17 protein-coding genes are annotated in these 16,843 nt (G+C 54.5%); 9 read left to right on the forward strand and 8 right to left on the reverse strand.

The features are described from left to right. Positions 1-8 precede the first annotated feature (8 nt). Positions 9-491 carry a thioesterase family protein gene (locus BS640_RS10245; RefSeq protein ID WP_017492352.1) on the reverse strand — a complete coding sequence of 161 codons (483 nt, stop codon included), beginning with the start codon at positions 489-491 and terminating at the stop codon, positions 9-11. A gap of 212 nt (positions 492-703) precedes the next feature. On the opposite strand from BS640_RS10245, the gene pldA reads away from it, so the two are divergent. From pldA to rhtC, 3 genes are all read left to right on the forward strand, one after another. Then, positions 704-1,582 carry a phospholipase A gene (gene pldA, locus BS640_RS10250; RefSeq protein WP_026110591.1) on the forward strand — a complete coding sequence of 293 codons (879 nt, stop codon included), beginning with the start codon at positions 704-706 and terminating at the stop codon, positions 1,580-1,582. Between the two features lie 87 nt (positions 1,583-1,669). Further along, positions 1,670-3,502 carry an ATP-dependent DNA helicase RecQ gene (gene recQ / locus BS640_RS10255; RefSeq protein ID WP_026110592.1) on the forward strand — a complete coding sequence of 611 codons (1,833 nt, stop codon included), beginning with the start codon at positions 1,670-1,672 and terminating at the stop codon, positions 3,500-3,502. Positions 3,503-3,561: 59 nt separating this feature from the next. Then, positions 3,562-4,191 carry a threonine export protein RhtC gene (rhtC, locus tag BS640_RS10260; RefSeq protein ID WP_017492355.1) on the forward strand — a complete coding sequence of 210 codons (630 nt, stop codon included), beginning with the start codon at positions 3,562-3,564 and terminating at the stop codon, positions 4,189-4,191. Positions 4,192-4,259: 68 nt separating this feature from the next. Here the strand turns inward: rhtC and rhtB are convergent, their stop codons facing one another. Then, positions 4,260-4,880 carry a homoserine/homoserine lactone efflux protein gene (rhtB, locus tag BS640_RS10265; RefSeq protein ID WP_084912512.1) on the reverse strand — a complete coding sequence of 207 codons (621 nt, stop codon included), beginning with the start codon at positions 4,878-4,880 and terminating at the stop codon, positions 4,260-4,262. 146 nt (positions 4,881-5,026) lie between these two features. On the opposite strand from rhtB, the gene pldB reads away from it, so the two are divergent. After that, a complete protein-coding gene (gene pldB, locus BS640_RS10270; protein WP_026110593.1) occupies positions 5,027-6,019 on the forward strand; it encodes a lysophospholipase L2 in 993 nt (330 codons plus the stop codon). Between the two features lie 48 nt (positions 6,020-6,067). Then, positions 6,068-6,877 (forward strand): sugar/pyridoxal phosphate phosphatase YigL, encoded by an 810-nt coding sequence (gene yigL, locus BS640_RS10275; protein ID WP_017492358.1) that lies wholly within the window; start codon positions 6,068-6,070, stop codon positions 6,875-6,877. Between the two features lie 155 nt (positions 6,878-7,032). On the opposite strand, the gene BS640_RS10280 is transcribed toward yigL, so the two are convergent. Together BS640_RS10280 and BS640_RS10285 are read right to left on the reverse strand one after the other, a co-directional pair. Further along, entirely contained in the window at positions 7,033-7,599 is a 567-nt protein-coding gene (locus BS640_RS10280) for a DcrB family lipoprotein (RefSeq protein WP_017492359.1), read from the reverse strand. A gap of 117 nt (positions 7,600-7,716) precedes the next feature. Next, positions 7,717-8,406: a 7-cyano-7-deazaguanine/7-aminomethyl-7-deazaguanine transporter gene (locus BS640_RS10285; RefSeq protein ID WP_017492360.1), complete on the reverse strand. Its 690-nt coding sequence runs from the start codon at positions 8,404-8,406 to the stop codon at positions 7,717-7,719. 245 nt (positions 8,407-8,651) lie between these two features. On the opposite strand from BS640_RS10285, the gene tusA reads away from it, so the two are divergent. Next, positions 8,652-8,903, forward strand: a complete 252-nt coding sequence (tusA, locus tag BS640_RS10290; RefSeq protein ID WP_017492361.1) for a sulfurtransferase TusA — start codon at positions 8,652-8,654, stop codon at positions 8,901-8,903. A 47-nt stretch (positions 8,904-8,950) separates the two neighbouring features. Here the strand turns inward: tusA and BS640_RS10295 are convergent, their stop codons facing one another. The 4 genes from BS640_RS10295 to rsmD all read right to left on the reverse strand — a co-directional run bounded on the left by BS640_RS10295 (position 8,951) and on the right by rsmD (position 13,156). Beyond that, entirely contained in the window at positions 8,951-11,317 is a 2,367-nt protein-coding gene (locus tag BS640_RS10295) for a zinc/cadmium/mercury/lead-transporting ATPase (protein ID WP_084912513.1), read from the reverse strand. A gap of 97 nt (positions 11,318-11,414) precedes the next feature. Next, on the reverse strand, positions 11,415-12,041 hold the full coding sequence (locus BS640_RS10300) for a lysoplasmalogenase (protein WP_017492363.1): 627 nt from the start codon (positions 12,039-12,041) through the stop codon (positions 11,415-11,417). A gap of 226 nt (positions 12,042-12,267) precedes the next feature. Beyond that, a complete protein-coding gene (locus tag BS640_RS10305) occupies positions 12,268-12,543 on the reverse strand; it encodes a DUF1145 family protein (RefSeq protein ID WP_017492364.1) in 276 nt (91 codons plus the stop codon). Continuing rightward, positions 12,533-13,156: a 16S rRNA (guanine(966)-N(2))-methyltransferase gene (gene rsmD / locus BS640_RS10310; protein WP_017492365.1), complete on the reverse strand. Its 624-nt coding sequence runs from the start codon at positions 13,154-13,156 to the stop codon at positions 12,533-12,535. The genes BS640_RS10305 and rsmD overlap by 11 nt, the downstream gene beginning before the upstream one ends. Before the next feature lie 264 nt (positions 13,157-13,420). Here rsmD and ftsY point away from each other — a divergent pair, with 264 nt between their 5' ends. Genes ftsY through ftsX form a run of 3 tightly spaced genes read left to right on the forward strand, consistent with a single transcriptional unit; the run spans position 13,421 to position 16,552 of the window. Further along, the gene (ftsY, locus tag BS640_RS10315) at positions 13,421-14,905 is read left to right on the forward strand and encodes a signal recognition particle-docking protein FtsY (protein ID WP_084912514.1); all 1,485 of its coding nucleotides are present in this window, start codon (positions 13,421-13,423) and stop codon (positions 14,903-14,905) included. 5 nt (positions 14,906-14,910) lie between these two features. Beyond that, complete coding sequence (gene ftsE, locus BS640_RS10320) at positions 14,911-15,582, forward strand: cell division ATP-binding protein FtsE (RefSeq protein WP_017492367.1); 672 nt, start codon at positions 14,911-14,913, stop codon at positions 15,580-15,582. Further along, positions 15,572-16,552, forward strand: a complete 981-nt coding sequence (gene ftsX, locus BS640_RS10325; protein ID WP_017492368.1) for a permease-like cell division protein FtsX — start codon at positions 15,572-15,574, stop codon at positions 16,550-16,552. The genes ftsE and ftsX overlap by 11 nt, the downstream gene beginning before the upstream one ends. The last annotated feature ends 291 nt before the right edge of the window (positions 16,553-16,843 follow it).

The raw sequence follows: 16,843 nt of genomic DNA on the forward strand, positions 1-16,843 counted from the left end.
TGATGTTTTTATCCGACCAGATACGTTGCCGTGGCTGTCGCGATGTGTACGTCATTTTCGTTAACTAAATCTACACGCGCTACCGACACCTTATTACCGGCGCGGATCAGCGTGCTTTTGACAACAAAGTGCTCGCCGCGACCGGGACGCAGATAGTCAACGCGCAGGTCAATGGTGCCCATTTTAGAGAGTCGCTGGCGCAGTTCAGGCTCAAGCAGCGGATGGTCCGGTTTGTCGTGGCGAATCAGCGAGCTGTTGACGCAAACCAGGCCGGCTGCCACGTCGAGCACCGAGGCAATCACCCCGCCATGAAGAATTTTCTGTACGGCGTTACCCACCAGTTTGTTTTGATTTTTGAACGTCAGCTCGGCGTAGCCGTTATCCAGGCGCTGAAGTTCCAGACCAAGCTCGCGATTAAACGGCATGTCGTAAATAAAAATCTCACCAATTAACTGGCGAGCGGCATCGTGACTCAACGGCGTAACGGACATGAAAATTTCCTGATAATCCATGAATGGGGAGAGTGTTCGAATTCACATTAATTTTTGATTTTAGGCATCGGCATGATTGATTTCTAGCCTACTCATGCTAATCCTAAACAGCTTTTAATTTGTGTGTAGAATGGCCTGCTTTTTATTCTAAATGTATCAATAAATAACAACTGTGCCGACGAGCGGCAGAACTTTTTTGGGGTGGAGGAAGGATGCGTAATTTTTGGGCTGTTGGGGCTGCTATGTTGACAGCACCGTTACTCAGCTACGCTGATGAAGCTAAGATTCAAGATGTGCACGATGCGCCGAGCGTACGTGGCAGTATTATCGCCAATATGCTTCAAGAACACGATAATCCGTTTACGCTTTATCCTTATGATACAAACTACGTTATTTATACGTATACCAATCATATCAACAAAGAGGCTATCCAGTCCTACAACTGGGCTGACAATGCCAAAAACGACGAGCTCAAATTTCAGCTGAGCCTCGCATTCCCGCTGTGGCGCGGTATTGCCGGTGATAACTCGGTGCTGGGCGCGTCTTATACGCAGAAGTCATTCTGGCAGGTATCTAACAGCGCCGAGTCTTCGCCTTTTCGCGAGACCAACTATGAACCTCAGCTGTTCCTCGCCTGGGCGACGGACTACGAGGTCCTTGGCTGGACGCTGCGTGAAGCCGAATACGGCCTAAACCACCAGTCCAACGGCCGCGCTGACCCGACTTCCCGCAGTTGGAACCGCGTGTATGCGCGCTTCATGGCGCAGCGTGGAGACTGGCAGGTTGAGGTCAAACCCTGGTACCGTATTCCAGAAAACAAAGATAATGATGATAATCCGGACATAACCAAGTATATGGGTTATTACCAGCTTAAAATCGGTTACGCCGTGGGTGAGAGCGTGATCAGCGTGACCAGCCGTTACAACTGGAACACTGGCTACGGCGGTGCAGAACTGGGCTGGAGTTATCCGATTACCCGCCATGTTCGCTTCTATACTCAGCTGTTTAGCGGCTACGGCGAGTCATTGATTGACTACAACTACAAGCAGACTCGCGTCGGTATTGGTATCATGATGAACGATATTATGTGACCGACCGATCGGCACCAGCATAGCTCGGCACTATCTTCCTGTTACTTAAGAAGAAGTGCCGAGTGTCATCAAATTTTGGGGAAACGAGTGTCAACGGCGGCAGTGATAAATAAGGAGTTGCTGGCAGAACAGGTATTGCGCGATACCTTCGGCTATCAGCAATTTCGACCAGGTCAGCAAACGATCATAAACGCAGCCATCTCCGGCAAAGATTGCCTGGTGGTGATGCCAACCGGCGGCGGTAAGTCGCTGTGTTATCAGATTCCTGCGCTAGTGATGGACGGCCTGACGCTGGTGGTGTCTCCGCTTATCTCCCTGATGAAAGATCAGGTCGATCAGCTGATGGCCGCCGGTGTCGAAGCCGGATGCCTGAATTCAACCCAGACCCGCGAGCAGCAGCTTGAGGTGATGGCGGGCTGCCGCAGCGGTCGCATAAAAATGCTCTACATCGCCCCTGAGCGTCTGACCATGGGCGATTTCCTTGAGCAACTGCAACAGTGGAACCCGGCGATGCTGGCGGTCGATGAGGCGCACTGTATTTCTCAGTGGGGCCACGACTTCCGTCCTGAATATCGCGCGCTCGGTCAACTGAAATTACGCTATCCACAGCTGCCGGTGATTGCCCTGACGGCCACCGCCGACGAAGCGACCCGCAACGATATCGTTCGCCTGCTTGAGCTCAACGACCCGCTGGTGCAGGTCAGCAGCTTTGACCGCCCCAATATTCGCTATACCTTGGTCGAGAAGTTTAAACCTCTGGATCAGCTTTTACGCTTTGTGCAGGACCAGCGCGGTAAAAGCGGCATCATTTACTGCGGCAGCCGTGCCAAGGTAGAAGACACCGCCGCGCGTCTGCAAAGTCGCGGTATCAGCGTGGGCGCTTACCACGCCGGACTGGACAATGAACGCCGTTCCCAGGTTCAGGAAGCCTTCCAGCGCGATGACGTGCAAATCGTGGTCGCGACCGTGGCCTTTGGCATGGGCATCAACAAACCCAACGTGCGTTTTGTGGTGCATTTTGATATCCCGCGCAATATCGAGTCTTATTACCAGGAAACGGGTCGTGCAGGACGTGACGGCCTGCCCGCCGAGGCGCTACTGCTTTACGATCCGGCCGATATGGCGTGGCTGCGCCGTTGTCTTGATGAAAAACCGGCGGGGCCGCAGCAGGACGTTGAACGCCACAAGCTCAACGCGATGGGCGCTTTTGCCGAGGCGCAGACCTGTCGTCGTTTGGTCCTGCTGAACTACTTTGGTGAGGGCAAACAGGAGGCCTGCGGCAACTGTGACATCTGCCTCGACCCACCCAAACGCTATGACGGGCTGATGGACGCCCAGAAGGCATTGTCCTGCGTTTATCGCGTCGGCCAACGCTTCGGTCTGGGCTATATCGTCGAGGTGCTGCGTGGCGCGAACAATCAGCGTATCCGCGAATACGGGCACGACAAGCTGCCTATCTACGGCATGGGCCGTGAACAAAGCAACGAGCACTGGATAAGCGTGGTGCGCCAGCTTATTCATCTGGGACTGATTACCCAGAATATCGCTATGCACTCCGCGCTACAGCTTACCGAGGCCGCAAGACCGGTGCTGCGCGGTGAGGTCGAGATGCAGCTGGCGGTGCCGCGTCTGCAAACGCTGAAGATTCGCGGCAGCAATACTCAGAAAACCTATGGCGGCAACTATGACCGCAAACTGTTTGCCAAACTACGTAAGCTGCGTAAGTCATTGGCGGATGAAGGAAACGTTCCGCCTTACGTGGTATTTAACGACACTTCGCTGCTGGAGATGGCGGAACAGCTGCCGGTCAGTCCGGGAGAAATGCTGGGCATTACCGGCGTCGGCCAGCGCAAGCTTGAGAAATTTGGGCGTCCATTTATGGCGTTGATCCGCGATCACATCGATAACGACGACGAATGAGTACAATGGCCGGCCTGTTAAGAGTCGAATGAGTCAGTGTCAAAAAGGGAGCAGTAAAAATGATAATTCTGTTTTTAACCGTCGCCGCCGTGCATCTTGTTGCATTGATGTCACCGGGACCGGACTTTTTCTTCGTTTCCCAGACTGCCATGAGCCGCTCTCGCCGTGAGGCGATGATGGCCGTGTTGGGTATTACGCTTGGCGTGATGGTCTGGGCCGCGGTAGCCTTGATGGGCCTGCATCTGCTGCTGGAGAAAATGGCCTGGCTGCACCAGATTATTACCGTCGGCGGTGGCCTGTATCTTTGCTGGATGGGCTGGCAACTGCTGAAATCAGCGCGTGCTAAAAAGGCCGCCGGCACTTTGGCCTCTGAGAGCCAACCGGTGAAACTTCCTGCGCGGGGCAAAACCTTTATGCGCGGTTTGCTGACCAATCTTTCCAACCCGAAGGCAGTTATCTATTTCGGCAGTATCTTCTCACTCTTTGTAGGTGACAGCGTTGGCAGCGGCGAGCGTTGGGGCCTGTTTGCCTTGATCTGCATTGAGACACTGGCATGGTTCACCGTGGTGACCATGGTCTTCGCGCTGCCGGTGATGCGCCGTGGCTACCAACGTCTGGCCAAATGGATTGACGGCGTGGCTGGCGTACTGTTTGCCGGTATCGGCATCCACCTGATTATTTCTCGTTAACGCAGGGTCGTATTCATAAAAAAAGGGCGTGCCTCAATAGGACGCCCTTTTTTTTGAAGCATTCGCGGTCAGATTTTACGCGCCGTCGCCAACAGCAGGCCGACCATCATAAACAGCGAGCCGAAGATGCGGTTCAGCAGCGTCATCTGTTTCGGTGCTTTTATCCAGCCGGCGATGCGTTTTGCCAGCGTGGCATAGCCAATCATTACGATAATATCGACCACCACGGTCGTCACCCCCAGCACCAGATACTGCGCGACCTGCGGCTGGTGGGGAATTATAAACTGCGGGAACAGCGCGGCAAGAAACACGATGCTTTTCGGGTTGGTCAGGTTAACCAGCACCGCGCGTTTAAACAGCTTGCGGCGCGGCATGCTGCTCGCCAGCGCGTTCATGTTGATAGCGCCCGAGGTACGCCACTGGCAGATACCGAGCCAGATGAGATAGGCCGCTCCGCACCATTTTAAAATCTCGAACGCCAACAGCGACTGAGACACCAGTGCGCCAAGGCCGATGCCGACCAGCACGATATGGATCGATAGGCCTGTTTGCAGCCCGGCGATGGACGCCACTGCACCGCGATAGCCATGGCTGATGCCTGTACTCATGGTATTAATTGCGCCAGACCCCGGCGACAGGCTTAAAATTGAAGTCGTGAGCAGATAAGTCAGCCACCAGTCCAATGTCATTGTCGTTCTCCTTTGATGCTGACCGTGCAGCTTGAAATCTATTGAGATGCGTCTTTTTGTGGCACAATACGCTATTGTTTAAAATTGCGCTACAGCCCGAAAACAACATAATTTCTCCACGCTTTATTTTTGCCCTGGGACAGTCGATGTCATCAAATTACGATCGGTGGTTAACGCGTGAATACGGCTTTTCGGCCTTTGCGATGGGTCCGCTGCTGGACTTTTGGCGTACCAGAATTGAAGGCGAATTTATCGGGGTCGATAACGTCCCGATCCGCTATGTCCGTTTTTGTTCCCCCAGTCATGATAAAGTCATATTTGTGTCAACGGGACGTGTCGAAAGCTACGTAAAATATCCCGAGCTGGCCTACGATCTGTTTCACTGCGGCTATGACGTGATGATTGTCGATCATCGCGGGCAGGGGCGTTCAGGCCGACTGCTGAAAGACCCGCATCGTGGGCACGTGCAGAACTTCGATGATTACGTGAAAGACCTGTCGACCTTTTACAAGCTCGAGATTGCGCCACGCAATTACGCCAAAAAGTTTGCGCTGGCGCATTCGATGGGCGGGGCGATTCTTGCGCTGTTCCTGGCGCGGGAGCCGAAAAACTTTGACGCCGCGGTGCTGTGTGCGCCGATGACCGGTATTTACCTGCGCATGCCGAGCTGGCTGACACGAAAAATCCTTAACTTAGCCGAACGCCGACCGATGTATCGCGATGGCTACGCCATGGGTACCGGCAGCTGGCGGCCTCTGCCGTTTGTGGTCAATCGGCTGACCCACAGCCGCGAGCGCTATCGCCGTAACCAGCGTTTTTACTCTGATTATCCTGAGTTACGGGTAGGTGGACCAACCTACCACTGGGTGCGTGAAAGTATTCAGGCCGGTATGCAGATTCTGCAGGAAGCCAAAAAAATCACCACCCCGGTGCTGTTATTGCAGGCGAGTGAGGATCACGTTGTCGATAACCGATCCCACACCGCTTTTTGTCAGGCCATGGCCGTTGCCGGGCATCCTTGTGAAGGGGGTAAACCGCTGGTCATCGAAGGCGCACGCCATGAGATCCTGTTTGAGCGGGACGCTATGCGGGCAAAGGCGCTAGACGCCACCATGCGCTTTTTCGCGCGCAAGACGTAAACCGCGGCTCGCCGCGCACAACTCCATCAGAGGTTAGAACCTAACGCTATGTATCATGTTGTTGCTTCCGATTTAGATGGCACACTGCTGTCACCCGATCATACCCTGAGCCCTTTCGCCAAAGAGACCCTGCAGCTGTTGACCCAGCGTGACATTCACTTTGTTTTTGCCACCGGACGCCACCATATCGACGTTGCGCAGATGCGCGATAATCTGGGGATCAGTGCCTACATGATAACCTCCAACGGCGCACGAGTGCACAACACCGAAGGCGAGCTGATTTTCAGCCATAATCTGGCACCTGACATCGCCGAAGACCTGTTCGCGATTGCGCACGACAACCCAGACATTCTGACCAATGTTTATCGCAACGATGACTGGTTCATGAACCGCGATCGTCGCGATCAGGAGGACTTCTTCAAGGAGTCGATTTTCAAATACCAACTCTATCAACCGGGTCTGCTTGAGACCGACGGTATCGCCAAGGTCTATTTCACCTGTGACGATCACGAGAAGCTGATCCCGCTCGAAGAGGCGATCATTGCACGCTGGGGCGACCGCGTTAACGTAAGTTTCTCGCTGCCGGTCTGTCTGGAAGTGATGGCCGGTGGGGTGTCGAAAGGGCACGCGCTTGAAGAGGTCTCAAAACTGATGGGCTATACGTTGAAAGACTGTATCGCGTTTGGTGATGGTATGAACGACCTTGAGATGTTAAACATGTCAGGCAAAGGCTGTCTGATGAGCGGTTCATTGCCGCGTCTGAAGGCCGCAATGCCTGAGGCTGAAATCATTGGTTCTAACGCCGACGATGCCGTTCCCCACTATTTGCGCAGAATGTATCTGAATAACGACCGCTAACGCGTACTGTCAGAAGCATCAAGGGCCGCCCGTTGTAAAACGGGCGGCCCTTTTGCTGAAAATTCCTGACCGGCTTTAACTCATGCCGCCTGGTGTTTTCTCACTGAGCAGGGGCAAGACACGCGAAAGAGGGCCTTGGACGTGTTGATAACTCTTTACTGCACCTTCAGCGTAGCGATAATCGCTTCGGCGTCGGTCTGGGCCTGCTGCTGGTTGTCAGCTGGCATCGTAATTTGCATGGTCATCAGCTGGTTATCGATCTTCGCCAGCACGATAGACGAATACGCTTTCTGACCCGCAGCGTTGATCACGCTGTCGTACTGCTGCAAGGTCTGCCCGTTAACCTGAATGGACTTGTTGGTAACCACTTGCAGATTGGTGTCGCGGTCGCGTTGCTGCTGTTCCAGACGGTTTGCCACAACTTCCAGAGAGTCCGGCGTTGAGTCACCCAGAATGACGATCACCGCTTTCTGCCCGGTTTTATCCGCGTAAACGTGCATATTGTTGGCCTGAGTGCCGAGCTTGCCGCTCTGGTCGCTCATTCCCTGCGGCAGTGAGAACGCCAGTTTGCCGTTAAGCAGGCTTACCTGTTGCGTTGTCGTCGCCGCTGCCGGCGTAGCCCCTTTGTCTGCCGAAGCAGTTTTATCGTCGGTTTTGCCATCGCAAGCTGCCAAACCGGCAACCAGCAGTGTTATTCCCATAAACTTGGCTAATTTGTGCATAGGGCTTCCTTTAAGTTTCACGCACTCTACACCCAACGGGACCGCCAACGTGCGGAACGCGGTTAGGTAATTGACTTCACGGCCTTTATGGCAACCTATTCAAGGCCGAAAAGCAAGTCAGATATTGGCGGCTTTTGTGTCGTCGTTAAACGCTACAGCATCGCTTTTACCTGAATGAGCCAGGCGCTTAAGCAGGACGTTCAGCAGCATACCGTACATCGGCAGGAAGAAAATCAGACAAATGAGCAATTTAAAGCTGTAGTCCACCAGCGCAATCTCGACCCAGTGCTGCGCCATGAAGGCATCGCTACTTTTATAGAACGCAATAAAGAAGAAGGCCAGCGTGTCGCTAATATTGCCCAAAAACATTGCTGCCGTCGGTGCCACCCACCAGCTGTTACGCTGGCGAAGACGGTTAAACACCTGTACATCAAGGATTTGGCCGAGTACGTAGGCCATAAAGCTGGCGGTTGCGATGCGGGCAACCATCACGTTCAGGCTGCTGAGCGACGCAAATCCCTGCCAACTGCCCTGATAAAAGAGCGCGGAGATGAAATAGGAGATAACCAAAGCGGGCACCATCACCGACAAAATGATCCGTCGCGCCAGCGGTGCACCAAAGATGCGTACCGTTAAATCAGTGGCGAGGAAAATAAACGGAAAGGTAAACGCGCCCCAGGTGGTGGTAAAACCAAAGATCGATACGGGTAATTGCACCAGATAGTTACTGGAGGTAATGATGGCGATATGGAAAAGCGAAAGCCATACCAACGCGGAAAACCGCTGTTGAGCTGTAAACGAATACATAAATTGTGACCTTTTTAGTGTTTGGGGTGAGGGAACCCAATAACTTCATTAGACGTAAAGCGTAAATTTTGCACTGAAAACGGTGATTTTACTACCGCGGCGCGCATACTATACGTTTGCGCAACAAAAGGCTATCACCATTGAAGCACCAACTGCGCCTTGCTCAGATTAATTTGCGGGGTAAACTGTCGCGGCTTAAGGTGTTGCCCGTAAAATGGGCTGAAAAGAACTGAAAGAGAGTAAAAATGAGCGATGTATTTAACGATGCCGACCACCAACTGGACGCACTGGGCCTGCGCTGCCCTGAGCCAGTCATGATGATCCGTAAAACCGTGCGTAAGATGAATGACGGTGAAACGCTGCTGATCCTGGCTGACGATCCGGCTACCACTCGTGATATTCCGGGCTTTTGCCGTTTCATGGAACATCAGCTGCTGGCGTCAGATACCGAACATCTGCCTTACCGTTACCTGCTAAAAAAAGGCACGGGCGCATAATTACGCCAGTGCCCTTTATTATCGACAAGCCTTTCCGCCTGATTATTTTATGATTTTTTCCTGAGCAGGCGCAGCGCGTTGGCGGTGACCAACGCCGTAGCGCCCGAGTCTGCCAGCACGGCAAGCCAGAGGCCCGTCAGACCAAGCAGCGTTGTTACCAGGAACACGGCCTTCAGGCCAAGGGCGATAGAGATGTTCTGACGAATGTTGGCTCGCGTCGCCCGCGAAAGGCGAATCATCTGCGCCAGACCGCTCAGGCGATTGTGCGTCAGCGCGGCGTCTGCCGTTTCCAACGCCACATCGGTTCCGCTGCCCATCGCAATGCCAATCCGTGCCGCTTTCATCGCAGGCGCATCATTAATCCCGTCACCGACCATCGCCGTCACTCGCTGCTGACTTAGCTGCGTCACAGCCTGTACCTTATCGGCGGGCAGCAACCCAGCCTTGAACTCGATACCCAGTCTTGCGGCGATACTTTGCGCCGCAAGCGGGTTGTCACCGGTCAGCATCACCGTTTCAATACCCAGGCTTTTCAGTTCGGCCAGTGCGCTAATGGCGTCGTCGCGCAGCTTGTCCCGCATCGCCAGCAGGCCGAGCGCGCGAGTATCTTCCAACACCACCACCACCGTTTTACCGGCGGACTCCAGCGCGGTAATTTGCGCAACGACGGCGGGAGACAACGTCGACTCCGAGAGAGACTTAGGCGCTGAAACCAGAATGCGTTTGCCGTCTATCCAACCCTCAACCCCGATACCTGCAAGTGCACGGCGGCGTTCGGCGGAGGGCGGGTTAACGTCGGGAGCGGCTGCCAGAATGGCCTTCGCCAACGGGTGATGCGAGCCGACCTCAACCGAGGCGGCTAGCATTAGCAGTTGTTCTTGCGCAATATCGGCCAGTGTAATCACGTCGGTGACCTCGGGTTTTCCTTCGGTCAGCGTACCGGTCTTGTCCAGCGCGATAGTTTCTACCAACGCTAGCTGTTCGAGCGCGGCGCCGCCTTTTATCAGCGCACCCTGACGAGTGGCCGCGGCGAGACCCGAGGTGATCGCGGCGGGCGTGGAGATAACCAGCGCACAAGGGCAGCCAATCAACAGCAGCGTCAGACCACGGTAAATCCAGGTTTCCCATGGCAGGCCCATCGCCAGCGGTGGAATAAGGATTACCAGCAGTGCCATGAGCATAATGACCGGCGTGTAGTAGCGGCTGAAGCTATCGAGGAAGCGCTCGATTGGCGCACGGCGTTCTTCCGCCTCTTCAATCAGTTGAAGGATGCGGTCAATCGCGCTTCGGCCTGGCGCAGAGGCAACGCGCAGTTGCGCAACGTTGTCGACGCACAGGCTGCCCGCTGGAATTTTCTCATCCGGTAGGCGTTCGACCGGCATCGATTCACCGGTTAACGCACTTTCATCGAAGCTGGCGGCGGCCTGCATCAGCACGGCATCCACCGGCAGGCGGCTTCCGGGGGCAACCTCGATAATATCGCCTGGACGCAGACTGGCGACCGATACTGTTTGCATGCCGTCAGCCACTTTCTTACGGGCGTTCTCGGGGATGAGTGCCATTAAGGATTTTACCCCGCTTCGTGCGCGGCTGGCGGCAAAGGCTTCGAGTTTCTCTCCGACCATAAACAGCAGCAGAACCATTGCCGCTTCGGCGGTGGCACCAATGAACAACGCGCCGATGGCGGCAATACTCATCAGCGTTTCGATAGCAAATGGCGTTCCGCTGCGCGTCTGTCGAATTGCCTGACGTAGCACTGGCCACAGGCCGACCAGCGTGGTGGCGGTAAAGGCGATTTTCCCCCATTGAGGAGAGAGTTGTGCCAGTGCTGTGCTGAGTAGCATCAGGATAATCAGCGTAATCAGAGGGGCATATTCTTTCAGGCGGGAAGGGGAAGCCTGAGTTATCTCTGATTTTCTCAGGGTGAAGCCAGCGGCCTCAACGGCCTGAGCCACCTGTGAGGAAAAACTTTCCGCAGAGACGCTTTGCGCCGCATCAACGACCAGCTTTTCGGTGGCGAACAACACTTTGGCATGGCTAACGTTGGCCAGGCCACTGACCGCGTTCTCTATTTTACGGGCGCAGCTCGGGCAATCCATACCGGACACCAGCCAGCTATAACGCTGGGTGCCAGGCAGGGCTGCGCCCAGATTGCCGGGACCTTCTTCGTCCCCGCTTCCGCCGTCGTCTGTATCACTGCTACAGCATCCGTCTTGAGTATGTGAGTGCCCACTGGGTTGGCTGGTGCTGCAGCATGACGCCGCCGCTAGCGGGGCAGATTCACTGCAACATCCTGCCGAATGTGGGTCTTCATGCTTGATTTTGCTGATTTTTTTGAACGTTGTTGCGTGAGGCGCAGAGGAGCGGCAGTTCGCGCCACAGCTTGAAGAGTGTTGATGCTGTTGTGTTGACATATTACCTCCCAAAGAGCGTTGTTGAGCTCTGATTTCAGGAGTGTACACCCTGGAGTTAACTCCAGGGTCAAGCGTGAAGTGACGAATTTATCTGCGATTACAAATACAGCGACCGGACTATCAGGAAGTGTCCGCCGAAATAACAGGCGGCGACAATAGCGTCGGCGGCGCGGAATTTAAAACGGTAGTGGCTCAGCAGCCAAACAATGTTGGCGACCAGTAGCAGGATGGAGCCGCAGAGCAGCGAGAAGGCCAAATCGGTGCTGCGATAGAAGTACTGCTCGCCGGCGACCCACACCATCAGTAGCGTCATGGCGATAAACGTTATCACCGCCCAGCGCATTTCCTCCAGTCGGCTCCAGATAATCGCCAGCAGAACCGCACCGACCACCACCAGTACGGCAGGCAGTGGCCAGAAGAAGGTAAAACTCATCTGACTGGCGAAGCTCAGGGTATAAAGCAGGTGTGACAGGAAGAATGCCCCGATGGCGTACAGGTAACGCTCTCGTGGCAGGAGCAGCAACGCATCGGCAACCAGCGTCGCGAGCAGGCCAAGCACAATCAGATATCCATTGGTGCCTATCACCGGCGCTTGCCAGGCCAATAACAACAGAAGCAGCAGAGTAACAGGTTTAAACACCCATCCCTGCCAGCGTGGACCGCGATAGCGGGCGTCGACATAAAGCCAACCTGAAAGGAATACAGCAATAAACGGCCAACTCATTGTTTATCCTTATTTAGAAAAAGTAAGCAAAGCGCTGCCAAAACGATGAAGCCATTCCGGCTTCGCCACATACTTTCAGTGTAGGAGAGGCGGAGGGGGGCCGACAATCTTAAAAAGGGCTTAAAATTGGAGCGAAGAGGTTAGCAAAGGTGTTCAGCGAGGTTTGTTTAACCTTGGTATAGCCAATAGCACCGCGCAACGGGGTGCGCGGTGCTGAAAGGTGGGATTACTTCTTCGGTAGCGGTGGCTGCTTCTTCTGCCAGGCCAGCAGTTCGAACACGCCGAACAGGAAGATGCGCAGCTCCAGCCAGCCGCCAATCTTCGGCTGATCTTTAGCCTGCGTGGCTTTGAGTAGCATCACTTGAATACCGTGCATGAAGAACATGAACACCATCGCTACGTCGAGGAAGTATCTCATCGGCTTAGGGAACGGATGCACAATGTTCGACAGTAAAAAAATCCAGATGCAAAGCATCAACAAACGACCCAAATTAATCAACATCTGACTGCTCCTGTGGCGAGGCGTCCGCGTCAGGCGTGACGTCGCGATGATATAAGCGATAGGCAACCTGCCCGGCAATTTTTTCCCGGTGTAAGCGCCAACCTGCGGGCACGTTAAGGGCACCATGTTCTACTTCTGTTTCAACATAAATCCAGGCTTCGTCGGCTAGCCAATCCTTGGCATCTAGGAGTCCCAGGGTGTCTTGCAGGATGCCTTTACGAAACGGCGGATCGAGAAAGACCACGTCATGTGGGGTACCGCTTTTAGCCAGCCAGCTCAGGGTATTGACGTTAATCACCCGGCCATTGTGTGCATTGAGTAACGCCAGATTACGCTCCAACTGCTGCGCGATCGGTTTCTCGAACTCCAGCAAGGTGGCACTGCCGGCATAGCGCGACAGCGCTTCGATTCCCAGTGCGCCGCTGCCTGCGAAGCAGTCCAGGCATCGCGCCCCCTGAATTACCGGAGCCAGCCAGTTGAATAAAGTTTCTCTGACGCGATCGGTGGTCGGTCGCAGTCCTGGGCTGTGAGGCACCGGCAGCTTGCGTCCACGCCATTGACCGCCAATCAGGCGGATTTGGCCTGCAGCTGGGGTTTGCGGTTTCTTTGCCATAGTATTTTGATTGTAAATTCTGGTTGTAAAAATGTCTGCACGGCCGTGAGGAACACGGTTTGGAGGGCTATTCTACCGGTGTGAAGCCCCCGAGGCTACCGCCGTGTCGCGGTTATCACGGCATACTGCCGCGTAGTTGATTGTATGAGCAGTGAATTCATCACACAGGCGTGTTGCGTTTAAGGGAAAGTGATAGACTGCTAGGTTATTACCCTATTGATAATCCGTTCGTCGGGAATTAACGGCGTGGAGTGAAGTTGTAAAATGGCAAAAGAGAAAAAACGCGGTTTTCTTTCCTGGTTTGGACGTGGTCGCAAGGAAGAAGAACAGCCGCAGGAAGTAGAAAAGGTTGAGCAACCCGTTGAGCCGGTAGATAGGACCGACGCCGAAGCGCCCGCCGTTTCTGCCGAACATCACGAAGAGCAGCACGAGCAGGCTGCGGCAGAGGTGCATTCCGGTGACGGGGACACGGCTGAGGTCGTGGAAGCCAGTCTGGAAGATGAGCCGCATGAAAGCGTGACTAAAACTGCGCACGCAGAGCCTGAAGTTGTCGAGCAGGCGGTGCACGCTGAGCCTGTCATTACCGAGCACGTGGTTGAAGCCGAGCCGGTAAAACAGCCTGAGCAGGCGTCCGTTGAACTGGCGCACGAAATCGTCGACCTGACCGAACAGGTGGCTGCCGCAGACGCTCAGCCGGAAACTGTTTCAGAGCCAGAGCCAGAGCCAGAAGTTGCCGCTGTTGAAGAGCCGCCATTACCGGTTGCGCTTGAGCCGTTGGTCACGCTGCCCGCTGGCGAAGTCACAGCGACCGAGCAGGAACGCCCGACCAAAGAAGGCTTCTTCGCCCGTCTTAAACGCAGCCTGATTAAAACCAAGCAGAATCTGGGCTCGGGTTTCATTGGCCTGTTCCGCGGTAAAAAAATCGATGACGACCTGTTCGACGAACTCGAAGAACAACTGTTGATTGCCGACGTCGGTGTTGAAACCACGCGCAAAATCATTACTTCACTGACCGAACACGCCAGCCGCAAGCAGTTGAAAGACGCGGAAGCGCTGTACGGTAAGCTGAAGGAAGAAATGTCCGAAATTTTAGCTAAAGTTGATAAGCCACTGGATGTAAGCGGCAAAACGCCGTACGTCATTCTTATGGTTGGCGTTAACGGCGTTGGTAAGACAACCACCATCGGTAAGCTGGCTCGTCAGTTCGAGGCTGAAGGAAAGTCGGTGATGCTGGCAGCGGGGGACACCTTCCGTGCCGCAGCCGTTGAACAGCTTCAGGTCTGGGGACAGCGCAACAATATTCCGGTCATCGCCCAGCACACCGGCGCTGATTCTGCTTCCGTTATTTTCGATGCAATCCAGGCGGCCAAGTCGCGCAAAGTCGACGTGTTGATCGCCGATACCGCCGGGCGTTTGCAGAATAAATCTCATTTGATGGAAGAACTTAAGAAGATTGTCCGCGTCATGAAAAAACTGGACGAGGACGCCCCTCATGAGGTTATGCTGACGCTGGATGCCAGCACGGGGCAGAACGCGGTCAGTCAGGCAAAACTGTTTAATGAAGCAGTCGGCCTGACCGGAATTACGCTGACCAAGCTCGACGGTACGGCCAAAGGCGGCGTTATCTTTGCTATCGCCGACCAGTTTGAAATCCCTATCCGTTACATTGGGGTGGGTGAAGGTATCGAAGATTTAAGGCCGTTTAAGGCTGACGATTTTATTGAGGCACTTTTTGCCCGAGAGGATTAATACGGATGATTCGCTTTGAACAGGTCAGTAAAGCTTATCTAGGCGGGCGACAGGCGCTGCAAGGCGTCGATTTCCATATTCGGCAGGGTGAGATGGCGTTTTTGACCGGCCACTCTGGCGCCGGTAAAAGTACGCTGCTGAAGTTGATTTGCGGGATTGAGCGCCCGAGTGCCGGCCATATTTTGTTTGGCGGCCACGACATCAGTCGGCTGAAGAGCCGCGAGGTGCCGTTCCTGCGCCGTCAGATAGGTATGATCTTCCAGGATCACCATCTGCTGCTCGACCGGACCGTTTACGACAACGTTGCCATGCCGCTGATTATTGCCGGTGCCAGCGGTGAAGATATTCGCCGTCGCGTATCGGCCGCGCTCGACAAAGTCGGGCTGTTGGATAAGGCAAAAAATTTCCCTATTCAACTTTCCGGTGGTGAGCAGCAGCGTGTCGGCATCGCGCGTGCCGTGGTGAATAAACCCGCCGTGCTGTTGGCCGATGAACCGACGGGTAACCTGGATGAAGCGTTGTCGGAGGGGATTTTGCGGTTGTTTGAAGAATTTAACCGTGTTGGCGTCACCGTTCTTATGGCGACCCACGACATGGGGCTGATTGCCAGCCGTCGTTACCGTACGCTGACCCTGAGTCAGGGCAGAATGGCCGGAGGCGCTTACTATGGCGAATAGTCCAAAGCCGGTCAGAAAGCCAAAAAGCACGCCAGAGTCAAAGACCAAGGCGCTGCAAGGCGGGTTCCGAGAGCAGTGGCGCTATGCGTGGAGCAACACCGTTCGCGACATGCTGCGCCAGCCGTTGGCGACGCTGCTGACTATCATGGTCATTGCCATTTCGCTGACCCTGCCGAGCGTTTGCTATCTGGTTTGGAAAAACGTCAGTCAGGCCGCTGAACAATGGTATCCGACGCCGCAGCTGACCGTTTACATCGATAAATCGCTGGACGACGACGCGGCCATGAACGTGGTGAAAGCGCTGAAGGCCGAAGCGGGCGTAGATAAGGTCAACTATCTGTCTCGTGAAGAAGCGATGGGCGAGTTCCGTAACTGGTCTGGCTTTGGCGGTGCAATGGATATGCTCGAGCAGAATCCGTTGCCGGCGGTGGCGATTATCACGCCAAAAATGAATTTCCAGGATTCCAAGACGTTGAATACCCTGCGTGACCGCGTCGCCGCTGTTCAGGGCGTTGACGAAGTGCGCATGGACGACAGCTGGTTTGCAAGGCTGGCCGCATTGACCGGGCTGGTGGGGCAGATAGCCGCGATGATTGGTATCCTGATGGTGATTGCCGTGTTCCTGGTCATCGGCAACAGCGTGCGTCTGAGCATCTTTAGCCGCCGCGATACCATCAACGTGATGAAGCTAATCGGCGCCACCGATGGCTTTATCCTGCGGCCTTTCCTCAACGGGGGGGCGTTGCTTGGGTTTAGTGGCGCACTGCTTTCACTCATCCTGTCGGAAGCGCTGGTGCTGCGTCTTGAAGCGGTTGTGGCCCAGGTGGCCTCGGTGTTCGGTACGACCTTTGACCTGCACGGCCTTGGCTGGGACGAAAGCCTGTTGTTATTGTTGATCTCGGCGATGATCGGCTGGGTAGCCGCGTATTTGGCGACTGTTCAACATTTACGACGATTTACACCACAATAAGAATCTTTTTGGTATACTCTTCCCTTGTAGCTGCGGGTTGTGCTGCAAGGGAAGATCCCCATATTAATAGTCTGCTCCAAAGGATCCTTGTAATTTAGGGTCTTATATTCATCTTCCCCTTTAAGCACAATTTCCCAATCATTTCCCCTGTACCTCGCATAAAGTCATTGGGCCGAGAAGGCGCTAATGAATGAACTTTGAGCGAGAATCAGGGTCAAATCAGCAGCAAATGTGAGTGGTTCTGCGTTGTACTGAAATCCGTGGTATTCAGTCCACGGCAACGTTGTGTAA

It is taken from the genome of Rouxiella badensis, assembly GCF_002093665.1.
Classification (GTDB): Bacteria; Pseudomonadota; Gammaproteobacteria; order Enterobacterales; family Enterobacteriaceae; genus Rouxiella; species Rouxiella badensis.

Bases quoted from the DNA above. Each gene is read 5' to 3' on its own strand.
- BS640_RS10280 (WP_017492359.1), bottom strand. From the start codon at position 7,599: ATGCACAAATTAGCCAAGTTTATGGGAATAACACTGCTGGTTGCCGGT.
- yigL (WP_017492358.1), top strand. From the start codon at position 6,068: ATGTATCATGTTGTTGCTTCCGATTTAGATGGCACACTGCTGTCACCC.
- tusA (WP_017492361.1), top strand. From the start codon at position 8,652: ATGAGCGATGTATTTAACGATGCCGACCACCAACTGGACGCACTGGGC.
- rhtC (WP_017492355.1), top strand. From the start codon at position 3,562: ATGATAATTCTGTTTTTAACCGTCGCCGCCGTGCATCTTGTTGCATTG.
- BS640_RS10245 (WP_017492352.1), bottom strand. From the start codon at position 491: ATGTCCGTTACGCCGTTGAGTCACGATGCCGCTCGCCAGTTAATTGGT.
- pldA (WP_026110591.1), top strand. From the start codon at position 704: ATGCGTAATTTTTGGGCTGTTGGGGCTGCTATGTTGACAGCACCGTTA.
- ftsY (WP_084912514.1), top strand. From the start codon at position 13,421: ATGGCAAAAGAGAAAAAACGCGGTTTTCTTTCCTGGTTTGGACGTGGT.
- BS640_RS10300 (WP_017492363.1), bottom strand. From the start codon at position 12,041: ATGAGTTGGCCGTTTATTGCTGTATTCCTTTCAGGTTGGCTTTATGTC.
- rhtB (WP_084912512.1), bottom strand. From the start codon at position 4,880: ATGACATTGGACTGGTGGCTGACTTATCTGCTCACGACTTCAATTTTA.
- ftsX (WP_017492368.1), top strand. From the start codon at position 15,572: ATGGCGAATAGTCCAAAGCCGGTCAGAAAGCCAAAAAGCACGCCAGAG.
- ftsE (WP_017492367.1), top strand. From the start codon at position 14,911: ATGATTCGCTTTGAACAGGTCAGTAAAGCTTATCTAGGCGGGCGACAG.
- BS640_RS10285 (WP_017492360.1), bottom strand. From the start codon at position 8,406: ATGTATTCGTTTACAGCTCAACAGCGGTTTTCCGCGTTGGTATGGCTT.
- BS640_RS10295 (WP_084912513.1), bottom strand. From the start codon at position 11,317: ATGTCAACACAACAGCATCAACACTCTTCAAGCTGTGGCGCGAACTGC.
- BS640_RS10305 (WP_017492364.1), bottom strand. From the start codon at position 12,543: ATGTTGATTAATTTGGGTCGTTTGTTGATGCTTTGCATCTGGATTTTT.
- pldB (WP_026110593.1), top strand. From the start codon at position 5,027: ATGTCATCAAATTACGATCGGTGGTTAACGCGTGAATACGGCTTTTCG.
- rsmD (WP_017492365.1), bottom strand. From the start codon at position 13,156: ATGGCAAAGAAACCGCAAACCCCAGCTGCAGGCCAAATCCGCCTGATT.